The following is a 13,328-nucleotide window of genomic DNA, read 5'->3' as shown; positions in this document are numbered from 1 at the left end:
AGGAATGAACTATGCCAAAAGGCGAGGGGAAACTGATCGCGCAAAATAAAAAAGCTCGCCACGATTATTCGATCATCGACACAATGGAAGCTGGAATGGTATTGCAAGGAACAGAGATAAAATCTATTCGGAACAGTCGGATCAATCTTAAAGATGGGTTTGTCCGAGTACGTAATGGGGAAGCGTATATGCACAATGTGCATATCAGCCCCTATGAACAAGGAAATATTTTCAATCATGATCCATTACGGACAAGAAAACTGTTACTCCACAAGAAACAGATTGCACGTCTTGAAAATGAAACGAAAAATACTGGGGTCACGATCGTACCGTTGAAAGTATACTTACGCAATGGATACGCAAAAGTCCTCATTGGGCTTGCGAAAGGGAAAAAATCGTATGACAAGCGAGAAGACTTGAAGAGAAAAGATGTGGATCGTCAAATTGATCGAACATTAAAAAATTTCTCTAGATAATTTCATTATCCTTTTTCGCATATTCGGTGCTTTTAGTTTTACTTAATGATAAAATTTGTTAGCATTTAATCTGATAAAGCATGATTATCACAGGTTTTTTCTGTATAATACCACGATGGATTTCTTTGAGATTTAGACATTTTTTGACTGAAATAAAAAAGTGTCTAATTTTCATGAAAATGTTTTGAGTTTTCTGTTTCATGGTGGTATGATACCGTTTGGTTAGAAAACGATTTAGAAAAACCAGATGTACACATGAATTTGATTTTATGTGAATTTCAGGGAAAAGAGGTGAAATGGATTGGATGAACGCTCGCTAACCTTCCATATTGGACCTGTTTGGTTTGATGGTACAGTTTGTATGATGGTGTTATTGACCTGTTTGATCGTCTTCTTTTTGGTTTACTTCTTTACTAGGAACCTTAAGATGAAACCAACTGGAAAACAAAATGCGATAGAATGGGTCATTGACTTTGCCCGAGGAATCGTAACAGATAACTTGCCTAGAAAAGAATTAAACAATTTCCATTTGTTGGCATTCACGTTGTTTTTATTTATCTTTGTTGCGAACAATATTGGTTTAGTAACGAAAATCGTCTTACCGAATGATACGACACTTTGGAAAAGTCCGACGGCAGACCCATTTATTACTTTAACATTGGCATTTATAATGATCACTCTTACTCATCTATTTGGGGTGAAGAAACTCGGCTTCAAAGGGTATTTCGTAAATTCGTTCCTAAAACCATATAGTTTCATGTTTCCAATGAAACTGATCGAAGAGTTTACGAACCTATTAACACTTGCTTTACGTCTTTATGGGAATATTTACGCGGGGGAAGTTTTGCTAACCTTAATCGCCAGCATGATGAATAACATAGGTTGGTACTCCTTACCATTAGCAATTCCTTTAGAGATGATTTGGATTGCATTTTCATTGTTTATCGGAAGCATCCAAGCATTTGTCTTTGTTACTTTATCAATGGTGTATATGAGCCATAAGATTGAAGTAGAAGAATAACATCGTTTTTGAACAAACTACTTATCTATTTTAGGAGGAAATATATTATGAATTATATCGCAGCAGCAATCGCAATCATGGGGGCAGCAATCGGAGCTGGTTATGGTAATGGACAAGTTATCTCTAAAACCATCGAATCAATGGCACGCCAACCTGAAATGTCTGGTCAATTCCGTACAACAATGTTCATCGGGGTAGCCCTTGTTGAAGCCGTTCCAATTCTAGGTGTGGTTATCGCTTTAATTCTAGTATTTATGTAGTAAATTTACTCAATGAGGATGGGACGCATGTCACTAATCCTCTTTTCATTGCAGTGAATTGAAAAAGATGTAGAAAAACTAAAAAAGTTTCTTCATAAAATTAGAAAAAGGCGTTTAGGAAGACGAATTTCTTAAATGAGAGACGCATCCTTTACACCAGTTAGAAACACCTGAAAGAAAGGAAGGCTAGCCTATGCTGAATCAATTGGCAATTGCAGAAGTTGGTAATCCGATGTTAGGTAATATCATCGTTGTCAGCGGCTCATTTTTGATACTACTGGCCCTACTAAAGCATTTTGCTTGGGGCCCAATCAGCGATATTTTGAAAAAACGTGAAGATAAGATCGCCAATGATTTAGATTCTGCCGAACAATCTCGCATCAAATCAGCAAAAATGGAACAAGAACGTGAACAACAATTGTTAGCGTCTCGTTCAGATGCAGCTGATATCATTAAAAATGCGAAAGAAAGTGGAGAATTAAGCCGTCAAAATATTTTGAAGGATACGCAAGAAGAAGTAGCTCGTCTAAAAAGCAAAGCGCAAGCCGATATCACATTAGAACGTGACTCAGCTTTAAACTCTGTGAAAGACGATGTAGCTGATCTATCTCTTCAAATTGCGGCAAAAATCTTGAACAAAGAACTTTCTCCAGAAATGCACGAATCTTTAATCAATCAATATATCGAAGGTCTAGGTTCTTCAAATGAAACTAGATAAATATACTGTAGGCAGACGCTATGGTAAAGCATTGTTTGAACTGGCGATCGATTCAAATCGTGCGGAAGAAATTTACCAAGAGTTATTAAGTTTGCGACAAATCTATGCAGAAGTTCCGGAATTAGGAAACCTGCTTAGTGATGTCCGCTTAGAACCTCATGAAAAACGTCTAATTATGGATAAACTTGTTGCAGGCTTCGAGGGCACTGTGAAAAACTTTTTAGAAGTTGTTTACAATTACAATCGAATGTCTGATCTAACCTTTATGATCGATGAATACGAACATCGTTACAACGAACATAAAGGACTACTTTTAGGTAGTGTAAAAACAGCAGTACCGCTTTCTGAGGAACAGTTACAAAATTTAGAAAAGAATGTTGCAAAAACAATGGACTATCAAACAGTTGAATTAAAAGAAATCGTTGATTCATCTATTATTGGTGGGGCAATTGTTGAAGCCAACCATCGAGTGATCGACGGAAGCATTCGCACGCAATTAGAAAAAATGCGTAGTCAATTAAATAGATAGTACAAAGAGGTAGGTGAATCGAATGGCTATCAAAGCAGAAGAAATTAGTGCCTTGATTAAAGAACAAATTGAAAATTATCAAAACGTGCTTTCAGTCGAAGAAATCGGTACCGTTACTTATGTTGGTGACGGAATCGCTCGTGCACATGGTTTAGAAAATGCGATGAGTGGTGAGTTGCTTGAATTTTCAAACGGCTCATACGGAATGGCACAAAACTTAGAATCTAATGATGTAGGTATCATCATCCTTGGTGATTTCGAATCCATTCGTGAAGGAGACAAAGTAAAACGTACAGGAAAGATCATGGAAGTTCCAGTTGGGGACGCATTGATCGGACGTGTCGTTAATCCGCTAGGTCAACCAATCGATGGATTAGGTGAAATTGCAACAGACAAGGCTCGTCCAGTTGAAGCAATGGCACCAGGCGTTATGCAACGTAAATCTGTTAATGAACCAATGCAAACGGGATTAAAAGCAATCGATGCTTTAGTTCCAATTGGTCGTGGTCAACGTGAGTTAGTCATTGGTGACCGTAAGACAGGGAAAACATCAATTGCAATCGATACGATCCTTAACCAAAAAGGTCAAGATATGATCTGTATCTATGTTGCAATCGGTCAAAAAGATTCTACAGTTCGTACACAAGTAGAAACATTGAAAAAATATGGTGCGATGGATTATACGATCGTCGTGAATGCTGGAGCATCACAACCAGCGCCATTACTTTATATCGCTCCTTATGCAGGGACTGCTATGGGTGAAGAATTCATGTACAATGGAAAACATGTTTTGATCATCTTTGATGATTTATCAAAACAAGCCGTTGCTTATCGTGAACTTTCATTACTATTACGTCGTCCACCAGGTCGTGAAGCATATCCAGGGGATGTTTTCTACCTACATTCACGTCTGTTAGAACGTGCAGCTAAATTGAGTGATGAATTGGGTGGCGGTTCAATGACTGCTTTACCATTTGTTGAAACACAAGCTGGAGATATCTCTGCATACATTCCAACAAACGTTATCTCGATCACTGACGGACAAATCTTCTTGGAAAGCGACTTGTTCTATGCCGGAACACGACCAGCTGTTGACGCTGGGTTATCCGTTTCTCGGGTAGGTGGTTCTGCACAGATCAAAGCAATGAAAAAAGTTGCCGGAACTTTACGTCTTGATTTAGCAAGTTATCGTGAATTAGAAGCATTTACACAGTTCGGTTCTGACTTAGACGCTGCGACACAAGCAAAATTAAATCGTGGCCGCCGTACAGTTGAAATCTTGAAACAAAAACTTCATGCACCACTTGCTGTTGAAAAACAAGTAGTCATCTTATATGCTTTGACACATGGATTCTTAGATAGTATCCCTGTTGATAGTATTTTAGATTTTGAACATGAATTATTTGAATATCTAGATAATAACCATTCAGATATTTTTGAAACGATTCGTACAACGAAGGATCTTCCAGAAGAAGAAGCTTTGAATACTGCGATCCAAGAATATAAAGATATCTTTTTGGCGTCAAAAGGTAATTCTTCTTCAACAGAAGACAAATTGAAATCCATTCAAAATGCATAGTGAGGTGAGATGAATGGGCGCTTCATTAAATGAAATCAAGACTCGGATCGCTTCAACTAAGAAAACCAGTCAAATCACGCGCGCAATGCAAATGGTTTCCGCCTCTAAACTAACAAAATCTGAAGCTTCTTCTCAGAAGTTTCAGATCTATGCAAACAAAGTTAGAGAGATCGTGACCCATTTGACCGCAACGCAATTAAACGATATCGCCTCAGACAATCCTCGTGGAGACATCAACTACAACAGTATGTTGATCAGTCGACCAGTGAAGAAGACGGGGTACATCGTGATCACTGCGGATGGTGGTTTAGTTGGTGGCTATAATAGCTCGATCTTGAAGCAAACGATGTCCATTTTAGAAGAAGATCACCAATCACCTGACGATTACGTAATGATCGCAATCGGCGGAACAGGTGCAGACTTCTTCAAAGCAAGAGGAATCAATTTAGCTTACGAATTGCGTAATTTATCTGACCAACCAAGTTTTGATGAAGTTCGCAAGATCGTAGGAATGGCAACAACTATGTATCAAAATGAAGTATTTGATGAATTGTATGTATGTTACAACCATCATATCAATTCACTAACTAGTCAATTTCGGGTAGAAAAAATGCTGCCGATTTCTGATTTAGACCCTGAGGAAGCAACAACCTTTGAACAAGAATATATTTTTGAACCATCAAAAGAAGAAATCTTGGCTCAATTGTTACCTCAATATGCAGATAGCTTGATTTATGGTGCAATCGTTGATGCCAAGACAGCAGAACATGCTGCCGGTATGACAGCTATGAAGACAGCAACGGATAATGCCGCAACGATCATCGATGATCTAACGGTTTCTTATAACCGTGCAAGACAAGGGGCTATTACCCAAGAAATTACCGAAATTGTTGCCGGAGCTTCGGCACTAGAATAGTATTGAGATTGGAGGAAAAAAGATGAGTTCAGGCAAGATTGTTCAAGTAATCGGTCCCGTTGTCGACGTGGAATTTTCTTTAGACCAATCCTTACCAGATATCAACAACGCTTTAGTTGTTTATAAAAATGATGAGAAGAAATCGAAAGTTGTTCTTGAAACAGCGCTAGAATTAGGTGACGGTGTCATCCGTACAATCGCGATGGAATCAACAGATGGTTTACAACGCGGAATGGAAGTCATTGATACAGAAAAAGCAATTTCTGTCCCAGTGGGTAAAGAAACGTTAGGTCGTGTATTCAATGTATTAGGAGATACGATCGATTTATCTGCACCTTTCCCAGAAGATGCAAAACGTAGCGAAATCCATAAAAAAGCACCAAACTTTGATGAGTTAAGTACAAGTACTGAGATCCTTGAAACTGGGATCAAAGTTATTGACTTGCTTGCTCCTTACTTAAAAGGTGGGAAAGTTGGATTATTCGGTGGTGCCGGTGTAGGTAAAACTGTATTGATCCAAGAATTGATCCATAATATCGCTCAAGAACACGGTGGTATTTCTGTATTTACTGGTGTTGGTGAACGTACACGTGAAGGTAATGACCTTTATTATGAAATGAAAGATTCAGGAGTTATTGAAAAAACAGCCATGGTGTTTGGTCAAATGAACGAACCACCAGGTGCACGTATGCGTGTTGCCTTGACTGGTTTGACGATTGCTGAATACTTCCGTGATGTTGAAGGACAAGACGTGCTATTGTTTATTGATAATATTTTCCGTTTCACTCAAGCCGGTTCAGAAGTTTCTGCCCTATTAGGTCGTATGCCTTCTGCCGTTGGGTACCAACCAACGCTAGCAACAGAAATGGGTCAATTACAAGAACGGATCACTTCAACGAAAAAAGGTTCGATCACTTCGATCCAAGCAATCTATGTACCAGCCGATGACTATACTGACCCAGCGCCAGCAACAGCATTTGCCCATTTAGATGCAACAACGAACTTGGAACGTAAATTGACAGAACAAGGGATTTACCCAGCCGTAGATCCACTCGCTTCTTCATCAAGTGCGCTTGCTCCAGAAATCGTCGGAGAAGAACACTATAAAGTAGCGACGGAAGTACAGCATGTCTTACAACGTTACCGTGAATTACAAGATATCATTGCTATCTTAGGGATGGATGAATTATCTGACCAAGAAAAAGTTTTAGTTTCTCGTGCACGTAGAGTTCAATTCTTCTTGTCACAAAATTTTAACGTAGCAGAACAATTTACAGGTCTTCCAGGGTCATATGTACCAGTTGAAGAAACTGTCAAAGGATTCCGCGAAATCTTAGAAGGTAAATACGATGACCTTCCTGAAGAAGCATTCCGTAGTGTTGGTAGAATCGAAGACGTCGTAGAAAAAGCGAAAAAACTAGGCTACTAGAAAGGGGTGCCCCATGGATCAATATTTAACAGTTAACGTGGTTACTCCTGACGGTTTGGTCTATGATCACCATGCAGCGATCGTAGTTGCACGCACAACAGCCGGCGAACTCGGTATTCTACCTAAACATGCGCCCATCATCGTTCCTTTAACGATCGATGAAGTTCGTATAAAAAGAACTGACTCCGATACGCATGTCGACTGGATCGCAGTAAATGGCGGAATCATGGAAGTACGTGATAACGTTGTTTCTATCGTAGCCGATAGTGCGGAACGTGAACGTGATATCGATGTTTCTCGTGCGGAAAGAGCAAAACAACGTGCGGAACGACAAATCGAAGAAGCAAAAGAAAAAGAAGATACAAATGAATTGAAACGTGCAACCGTTGCTTTGCATCGTGCAATCAACCGAATCAAGGTTTCAAAACATTCATAGTCATAAATAATCGAGACAGGAGTGCTAAGGGATCAAGAAGAAAATTGCGAAACCCGATTTTTTAGATTTTGTGAATTTCAGATTGCTTTTCCAAGTGTTTTCTGCTCTGATTGTTTATTCGTATTAGAACGTGGACAAAAGTATTTGTTACTTTTGTCCACGTTCTTTTTTTATTTAAAAGAAAAGTAACATGAGATGTAAAGTATTGGATAAACGTCTTTCTATATGTTCGCCACACTCTTTTTTGAAATTTCCGAAAAACCTGACTTTTAGACACCGTTTATTGGGAATTAAAGTCTGTGGCAAACTTGATTTTTAGATTTGTCCCACATTCATTTCTTGAAATTTGTCAAGAAAAAAACAAAAAAATTATACTTTTTGCAATCAATAATTTCTCTATTCTTCCAATTTATGGTATCATCGTTTTGTTAGTTATCTTAAAAAAACAATTGTTAGAAAGGACGTAGCTATGCAAGTATACGGAATTGATGCGATTATCCGAATTGTTAGCCACTTAGCATTCATTTATTTAGCTTTTTGGTCTTTACGTTCTTTGCGCATCGAAACCTTTTTTAGAGCGATGCATAATACACAGATTCGCATGACGATTGTACTTTTTTCTATTTTTTTAGGGTATACGGCGAGTAATTTTTTCTTAGAGATCATCGCTTTGTGTCGCAACCTTTTCGTTAGCCTATTATTTTAAAAAAAGGTACTATTTTAAAAGAAGAAATGATATAATAGAAAAGATTTTGAGCAACTGTAGCTCATTGGAATTTTTTGGGGGGAACAACATGGAAGAGATCATCGTAAAAGGTGGCAATCAATTAAATGGAACAGTAAAAATCGAAGGAGCTAAAAATGCGGTTTTACCTATTTTAGCTGCTAGTTTATTGGCAGAAGAGGGAACAACCGTATTAAATAATGTTCCTATTCTTTCTGACGTTTTCACGATGAATCAAGTGATTCGTCATTTAAATGTCGATGTAGCGTTTGATGAAGAAATGAATCAAGTAACACTTGATGCCTCAAGACAGTTAGAAATTGAAGCACCTTATGAATATGTTAGCCAAATGCGTGCTTCGATCGTTGTAATGGGACCATTGCTTGCAAGAAATGGTCATGCGAAAGTAGCTATGCCAGGAGGATGTGCAATTGGTAAACGTCCAATTGATCTGCACCTAAAAGGATTCCAAGCATTAGGAGCTAAAATCATCCAAAAGAACGGCTATATCGAAGCTATTGCAGATCAATTGATCGGTAACACGATCTATTTGGACTTTCCTAGTGTTGGAGCTACTCAAAATATCATGATGGCAGCTGTAAAAGCAAAAGGAACAACGATCATTGAAAACGTAGCACGTGAACCAGAAATCGTTGACCTTGCCAATATTTTAAATAAAATGGGCGCCAATGTTTACGGTGCTGGAACAGAAACGATGCGTATCGAAGGTGTTGAACATCTTCATGCTGTGAAACATTCAATCGTACAAGACCGTATCGAAGCAGGCACATTCATGGTAGCCGCTGCAATGACTGAAGGAAATGTTTTGATCGCTGACGCTATCTCAGAACACAACCGACCATTGATCTCTAAACTGATCGAAATGGGTGCTAAGATCACTGAAGAAGAAGGCGGGATCCGTGTCGTTGGACCAAAACATATCTTGCCTACAGATGTAAAAACAATGCCTCATCCTGGATTTCCTACAGATATGCAAGCACAAATGACAGCAATCCAATTAGTTGCTGAAGGTACAAGCATGGTGACGGAAACAGTTTTTGAAAATCGTTTCCAACATTTAGAAGAAATGCGTCGAATGAATGCGCATGTAAAAATCGACGGCAATGTAGCCATCATGGATGGAAACCATGAGTTACAAGGTGCAGAAGTGTATGCAACTGACTTGCGTGCAGCAGCAGCTTTAGTATTAGCTGGCTTGAAAGCAAACGGGATCACACGTGTTCGTAATCTAAAATACTTAGATCGTGGCTATTATAACTTCCATATCAAATTGCAACAATTAGGTGCGGATGTTGAACGTGTTGAGAGTAACCAAGTAACTGCTGATAAGACAGCACAAACGATTGCTTAAGGACGTGGTTAGATGAGTACACAACGCTATATTTTAGTCAGCTTGGTCAAGATACTGCTCGTTGTCTTATTATTGATTCTCCTTTTTATTGCCGGTACGATGATCGGGTACGGAGTGATTGGTGAAGGCAATCCGCTTAAAGTTTTTCAACCAAGCTTATGGCTTCATATTCGAGATTTTTTTAGTTGAAGACTGATCTTACATTGTTCGTTTTAAAGTAAAAAAGAGGGTTCTTAAAATCGCTGATATAGCTATTTTAAGAAACCCTTTGTTTCGTTCGTCCTAAATAAAGTTAGGCAAAAAAAGGTTGAGTAAAGACCACCTGTATTCCCCTTATTAAATCAGAATAAGGAGCGAGGACAGAAGTAATTTATTCGGAAATAAACGAAGATCTCAAAGATCATAAACTCAGTTAGTGAGAGTTCCTTCTTGTTCTTTGAGGTTCACTACTTTTGTCTCCGCTTTTTATTGAAGTAGAAAAGAAATGGAGGAAAGAATATGAAAAAAATGTTGATTGGGCTCGTTCGCTTTTATCAGCGCTTTATCTCCCCTGCATTTCCTCCTAGTTGCCGTTATTACCCTACCTGTTCAAATTATATGATCCGAGCGATCCAGTCGCATGGAGCGATGAAAGGGACACTGATGGGGACAGCACGCATTTTACGCTGTCATCCGTTCGTCAAAGGTGGTATCGATTATGTGCCTTTAAAATTCCAATTGACAAGGAATAAAAAGGATAAGGAAATGCCACACTATAAAAAATAGTAAGGAGACGGTATGTTCACCACATTAGATAAGCAGCATCTTCCATGGGAGCTATTATTAGATGCAGATCCTGATAAAGAAAAAATCCAAATGTATGTAGATACGGGCTCCGGCTTTGTTTGGCAAGTAGCTGATGAAATAAAAGGGGTCATCGTGTACGATAATAGAGAGACAGAATATGAGATCATGAACGTTGCTGTTGCCCCTAGCGAGCAAGGAAGAGGAATTGGCCGTCAATTATTGCTTCACACGATCAAACATCTTAGAGAGGGTAAAAACGCCCAAAATAAAATAATCATTCGGACAGGTAGTGTGTCGTCTGCTGCTCTCCATCTTTATAAAAAAGTTGGATTTGTGGAAGTTTCCAGGGATATCGACTATTTTGTCAAAAACTATCCTGAACCCATCTATGAAAATGGGGAGTTGCTACGTGATCAAGTCACTTTGGAACTGATGATCTAAAAATAAAGTGCTTTCAAAAAGGCGCAGGATATTTTACAATAGACGTAGTAAGCAAAAAAGGAGAACAGACGAGCATGGGAATTTTAGCTTTTGATTTTGGCGGTTCTGCAGTGAAATATGGATATTGGAATGGCGTATCACTTGAGGGAACTGGTCAATTTCCAACTCCCGATACTTGGGAAAAAATGAAAACGGATTTACACCAGATATATGACTCATTATCAGCTACTTTGAGCATCGAAGGGATAGCCATCAGTTCACCAGGTGTAGTGAACAATGAGAAACAAAGGATTGAAGGAATCAGTGCCATTCCTTATATCCATGGATTCAATATTTTTGAAGAGTTAGAGCAATTGTTTTGTTTACCTGTGACGATCGAAAATGATGCAAATTGTGCAGGGATGGCAGAATTTTACGAAGGTGCAGCGAAAGCATATCAAAATGTAGCATTTGTGGTGATTGGCACAGGTGTCGGTGGAGCAGTGTTCATGGATGGGAAGATCCATAAAGGGGCCCATCTATACGGTGGAGAATTCGGGCTGATGTTATTAGACAACAATCAAACATTTAGTCAGCTGGGAACTGCGGTAAGCATGGCTTGGCGATACTGTGAACGAAAAGACCTAGCAAAAACGTCCTATAGCGGAAAAGAAGTATTTGCATTAGCTGAACAAGGCGATCAGATTGCTAAAGAAGAAGTCGACCGTTTTTACGATTATTTGACGAAAGGGCTATTCAGTATCCAATTTACTTTTGATCCAGAAGCAATTATCATAGGTGGCGGTATCTCAGCAAAAAAAGACTTGCTTAAAGAATTGAATCAACGGATGAAAAAATTGACCACTCGCTATGAATTGAATGATTTTGATCCTCAACTCTTGCTATGCGACTACCGAAATGAGGCGAATCTAATCGGGGCAGCAGCTAATTTTTTTGCAACAGCAAGAGGAGATTCGTAACAAATTTGCTGGGGGAAAAAGTCTTTTGGGCGTAGACGATGTATTCCCCCTTCAAATATGATAAACTATCATGGAGGTGGGAAAAAGATGTCAAAAAAGAATAAAGATATAGAAGTTCGTATTGAAGAAGTAAAAAAGAATATCAATGGAAAAACATATGAGATCACACAGTTATTTATAGGCAAAAAATTGATCGGTGAAATTTTAGCTTATGGACCAAAAGAATTTGAGATTTTCTTTGGGGATGAAGATTTTGGCAAAGAAAAAACCCTTGAAAATGCGATAGAAACAGTGATTCGTCACTGGAATCTGCATGACTAAAAAAATATCAAAAAAATTTTCAATAAAGGGTTGCAAAAATCTGGAAAATTAGGTATTATAACTAAGTCAGGTTGATACAGACCTTTTGGAGGAGTAGCGAAGTGGCTAAACGCGACGGACTGTAAATCCGTTCCTTAGGGTTCAGTGGTTCGAATCCACTCTCCTCCATTCATTGGGGTATAGCCAAGCGGTAAGGCAAGGGACTTTGACTCCCTCATGCGTTGGTTCGAATCCAGCTACCCCAGTTTTTACGAGTGATCATCGAGAATCGCTCTTTTTTTTTTGCAAAAAACACCTTGTTTCTTGAAGATTCTGCCAATTTAAGCTAGAGTAAGTATAGAAGATAGAAATGGAGGCAGGAAAAATGAGATGGAAAGAAAAAGTTGATGAAACTGCAGAAAAGATCTATGATTTAATGAAATCAGAAAAATACAATGTGGAAGTCCATTTTCCAAAAAAATCTGATAAAGCTGTACAGATAACATCTAAACGCCCCACGAACCATACGAAAAAATGGCTATCAAAAAACCGCTAATAATAACAAAAATCTCTAGAAATCTTCTTTTTTACTGATTTCTAGAGATTTTGTTATTTAACGACTTCGATTCCTAGGACGGTCAAGTGTCCGTTACCGACTAATTTAACGACTAATGCGGCAAGTTCTTCAGGTGTCATATCTGTGTCACTTGTGATCCACCAATGAAGAGTACCAACAAAAATAGAAGTCATATATTCCGTGATGAAATCGATTGGAACTTCTAATTGGCTCTCTTTGATTTGTAAGTTGTTAAAAATACTTGCGTATTTATCATACAGAAACATTTCCAATTTTTTTCGAAATAATTCAATCGATGCTCCATCCATCGTAGTTAAGAAAAGCACTTTATTTTTCTGGATATTTACATAGATCGTTGTTAATGCACGAATGATATGGTTCAACTTGATTCGATTGCCATCAACTAATGGTTCTAAATCCAAAACAGACATAAAAACTTCAATGGCAATATCAAAGATCTGTTCATAAAGATCTTCTTTGTTTTTAAAATGGGCATAAAAAGTTGCTCGATTGATCATCGCTTCATCTGCGATGGCTTGGATCGTGATTGATTCATAATTTTTTTCTTTTTCTAGTAAGCGGACAAAAGCTTCCACAATCATTTTGTGGGTGCGCTTTACTCGAAGATCTGTTTTATTCCCCATAAAATTTCCTCGCTTATTTTTCGACATTTCACATTCTTTTGTTGCTTATCTCACAAACTGCGATAGTTTGCTTATTGCAAAAACTTAAAAAGGTACCTAAAATATACATAAGTAGTATAACAGACAATTTGTTATATATTCAACAAGGTGTCCGTTAAAAG

18 protein-coding genes and 2 tRNA genes are annotated in these 13,328 nt (G+C 38.3%); 19 read left to right on the top strand and 1 reads right to left on the bottom strand.

The features are described 5' to 3' along the window. The first annotated feature begins 11 nt into the window (after positions 1 to 11). The 19 genes from smpB to CJZ72_RS14450 all read left to right on the top strand — a co-directional run bounded on the left by smpB (position 12) and on the right by CJZ72_RS14450 (position 12,502). Entirely contained in the window at positions 12 to 476 is a 465-nt protein-coding gene (gene smpB / locus CJZ72_RS01205; protein WP_005878455.1) for an SsrA-binding protein SmpB, read from the top strand. A 301-nt stretch (positions 477 to 777) separates the two neighbouring features. After that, positions 778 to 1,497, top strand: coding sequence for a F0F1 ATP synthase subunit A (gene atpB, locus CJZ72_RS01200; RefSeq protein ID WP_005878457.1), 720 nt, complete (start codon positions 778 to 780; stop codon positions 1,495 to 1,497). 47 nt (positions 1,498 to 1,544) lie between these two features. Next, positions 1,545 to 1,757: an ATP synthase F0 subunit C gene (gene atpE, locus CJZ72_RS01195; RefSeq protein ID WP_005878459.1), complete on the top strand. Its 213-nt coding sequence runs from the start codon at positions 1,545 to 1,547 to the stop codon at positions 1,755 to 1,757. 193 nt (positions 1,758 to 1,950) lie between these two features. Beyond that, positions 1,951 to 2,475 carry a F0F1 ATP synthase subunit B gene (atpF, locus tag CJZ72_RS01190; RefSeq protein ID WP_005878460.1) on the top strand — a complete coding sequence of 175 codons (525 nt, stop codon included), beginning with the start codon at positions 1,951 to 1,953 and terminating at the stop codon, positions 2,473 to 2,475. After that, positions 2,462 to 3,004: an ATP synthase F1 subunit delta gene (gene atpH / locus CJZ72_RS01185; protein ID WP_005878462.1), complete on the top strand. Its 543-nt coding sequence runs from the start codon at positions 2,462 to 2,464 to the stop codon at positions 3,002 to 3,004. The genes atpF and atpH overlap by 14 nt, the downstream gene beginning before the upstream one ends. A gap of 22 nt (positions 3,005 to 3,026) precedes the next feature. Continuing rightward, positions 3,027 to 4,583: a F0F1 ATP synthase subunit alpha gene (atpA, locus tag CJZ72_RS01180; protein WP_005878464.1), complete on the top strand. Its 1,557-nt coding sequence runs from the start codon at positions 3,027 to 3,029 to the stop codon at positions 4,581 to 4,583. A 13-nt stretch (positions 4,584 to 4,596) separates the two neighbouring features. Beyond that, positions 4,597 to 5,499: a F0F1 ATP synthase subunit gamma gene (locus CJZ72_RS01175; RefSeq protein ID WP_005878466.1), complete on the top strand. Its 903-nt coding sequence runs from the start codon at positions 4,597 to 4,599 to the stop codon at positions 5,497 to 5,499. 22 nt (positions 5,500 to 5,521) lie between these two features. After that, a complete protein-coding gene (gene atpD / locus CJZ72_RS01170; RefSeq protein WP_005878468.1) occupies positions 5,522 to 6,928 on the top strand; it encodes a F0F1 ATP synthase subunit beta in 1,407 nt (468 codons plus the stop codon). A 13-nt stretch (positions 6,929 to 6,941) separates the two neighbouring features. Continuing rightward, entirely contained in the window at positions 6,942 to 7,364 is a 423-nt protein-coding gene (locus CJZ72_RS01165) for a F0F1 ATP synthase subunit epsilon (RefSeq protein WP_005878470.1), read from the top strand. Between the two features lie 469 nt (positions 7,365 to 7,833). Beyond that, entirely contained in the window at positions 7,834 to 8,070 is a 237-nt protein-coding gene (locus CJZ72_RS01160; protein ID WP_005878474.1) for a DUF1146 family protein, read from the top strand. A gap of 88 nt (positions 8,071 to 8,158) precedes the next feature. Further along, a complete protein-coding gene (murA, locus tag CJZ72_RS01155; protein ID WP_005878476.1) occupies positions 8,159 to 9,460 on the top strand; it encodes a UDP-N-acetylglucosamine 1-carboxyvinyltransferase in 1,302 nt (433 codons plus the stop codon). A 12-nt stretch (positions 9,461 to 9,472) separates the two neighbouring features. Beyond that, positions 9,473 to 9,649 carry a DNA-directed RNA polymerase subunit beta gene (locus CJZ72_RS01150; RefSeq protein ID WP_005878478.1) on the top strand — a complete coding sequence of 59 codons (177 nt, stop codon included), beginning with the start codon at positions 9,473 to 9,475 and terminating at the stop codon, positions 9,647 to 9,649. 309 nt (positions 9,650 to 9,958) lie between these two features. Continuing rightward, the gene (gene yidD, locus CJZ72_RS01145; RefSeq protein WP_005878480.1) at positions 9,959 to 10,225 is read left to right on the top strand and encodes a membrane protein insertion efficiency factor YidD; all 267 of its coding nucleotides are present in this window, start codon (positions 9,959 to 9,961) and stop codon (positions 10,223 to 10,225) included. A 12-nt stretch (positions 10,226 to 10,237) separates the two neighbouring features. Continuing rightward, entirely contained in the window at positions 10,238 to 10,687 is a 450-nt protein-coding gene (locus tag CJZ72_RS01140; protein ID WP_005878482.1) for a GNAT family N-acetyltransferase, read from the top strand. A 74-nt stretch (positions 10,688 to 10,761) separates the two neighbouring features. Next, the gene (locus CJZ72_RS01135) at positions 10,762 to 11,646 is read left to right on the top strand and encodes an ROK family protein (protein ID WP_005878484.1); all 885 of its coding nucleotides are present in this window, start codon (positions 10,762 to 10,764) and stop codon (positions 11,644 to 11,646) included. Positions 11,647 to 11,733: 87 nt separating this feature from the next. Continuing rightward, entirely contained in the window at positions 11,734 to 11,967 is a 234-nt protein-coding gene (locus CJZ72_RS01130; protein ID WP_095443564.1) for a DUF2969 domain-containing protein, read from the top strand. 87 nt (positions 11,968 to 12,054) lie between these two features. Next, positions 12,055 to 12,135, top strand: a tRNA-Tyr gene (locus CJZ72_RS01125). Positions 12,136 to 12,140: 5 nt separating this feature from the next. Continuing rightward, positions 12,141 to 12,212, top strand: a tRNA-Gln gene (locus CJZ72_RS01120). 119 nt (positions 12,213 to 12,331) lie between these two features. Further along, positions 12,332 to 12,502 carry a hypothetical protein gene (locus CJZ72_RS14450; RefSeq protein WP_005880446.1) on the top strand — a complete coding sequence of 57 codons (171 nt, stop codon included), beginning with the start codon at positions 12,332 to 12,334 and terminating at the stop codon, positions 12,500 to 12,502. A gap of 53 nt (positions 12,503 to 12,555) precedes the next feature. Here CJZ72_RS14450 and CJZ72_RS01110 read toward each other — a convergent pair whose 3' ends face one another. After that, complete coding sequence (locus tag CJZ72_RS01110; RefSeq protein WP_005880444.1) at positions 12,556 to 13,167, bottom strand: TetR/AcrR family transcriptional regulator; 612 nt, start codon at positions 13,165 to 13,167, stop codon at positions 12,556 to 12,558. Between the last annotated feature and the right edge of the window lie 161 nt (positions 13,168 to 13,328).

Source organism: Enterococcus durans (assembly GCF_002277935.1).
In the GTDB taxonomy this organism is placed as follows: domain Bacteria; phylum Bacillota; class Bacilli; order Lactobacillales; family Enterococcaceae; genus Enterococcus_B; species Enterococcus_B durans.
Note: the sequence above shows the minus strand (reverse complement) of the source record. Positions and strands in the feature narration are given on the sequence as shown.

Bases quoted from the DNA above. Each gene is read 5' to 3' on its own strand.
- smpB (WP_005878455.1), top strand. From the start codon at position 12: ATGCCAAAAGGCGAGGGGAAACTGATCGCGCAAAATAAAAAAGCTCGC.
- atpE (WP_005878459.1), top strand. From the start codon at position 1,545: ATGAATTATATCGCAGCAGCAATCGCAATCATGGGGGCAGCAATCGGA.
- atpF (WP_005878460.1), top strand. From the start codon at position 1,951: ATGCTGAATCAATTGGCAATTGCAGAAGTTGGTAATCCGATGTTAGGT.
- atpH (WP_005878462.1), top strand. From the start codon at position 2,462: ATGAAACTAGATAAATATACTGTAGGCAGACGCTATGGTAAAGCATTG.
- atpA (WP_005878464.1), top strand. From the start codon at position 3,027: ATGGCTATCAAAGCAGAAGAAATTAGTGCCTTGATTAAAGAACAAATT.
- CJZ72_RS01175 (WP_005878466.1), top strand. From the start codon at position 4,597: ATGGGCGCTTCATTAAATGAAATCAAGACTCGGATCGCTTCAACTAAG.
- atpD (WP_005878468.1), top strand. From the start codon at position 5,522: ATGAGTTCAGGCAAGATTGTTCAAGTAATCGGTCCCGTTGTCGACGTG.
- CJZ72_RS01165 (WP_005878470.1), top strand. From the start codon at position 6,942: ATGGATCAATATTTAACAGTTAACGTGGTTACTCCTGACGGTTTGGTC.
- CJZ72_RS01160 (WP_005878474.1), top strand. From the start codon at position 7,834: ATGCAAGTATACGGAATTGATGCGATTATCCGAATTGTTAGCCACTTA.
- murA (WP_005878476.1), top strand. From the start codon at position 8,159: ATGGAAGAGATCATCGTAAAAGGTGGCAATCAATTAAATGGAACAGTA.
- CJZ72_RS01150 (WP_005878478.1), top strand. From the start codon at position 9,473: ATGAGTACACAACGCTATATTTTAGTCAGCTTGGTCAAGATACTGCTC.
- yidD (WP_005878480.1), top strand. From the start codon at position 9,959: ATGAAAAAAATGTTGATTGGGCTCGTTCGCTTTTATCAGCGCTTTATC.
- CJZ72_RS01140 (WP_005878482.1), top strand. From the start codon at position 10,238: ATGTTCACCACATTAGATAAGCAGCATCTTCCATGGGAGCTATTATTA.
- CJZ72_RS01135 (WP_005878484.1), top strand. From the start codon at position 10,762: ATGGGAATTTTAGCTTTTGATTTTGGCGGTTCTGCAGTGAAATATGGA.
- CJZ72_RS01130 (WP_095443564.1), top strand. From the start codon at position 11,734: ATGTCAAAAAAGAATAAAGATATAGAAGTTCGTATTGAAGAAGTAAAA.
- CJZ72_RS14450 (WP_005880446.1), top strand. From the start codon at position 12,332: ATGAGATGGAAAGAAAAAGTTGATGAAACTGCAGAAAAGATCTATGAT.
- CJZ72_RS01110 (WP_005880444.1), bottom strand. From the start codon at position 13,167: ATGGGGAATAAAACAGATCTTCGAGTAAAGCGCACCCACAAAATGATT.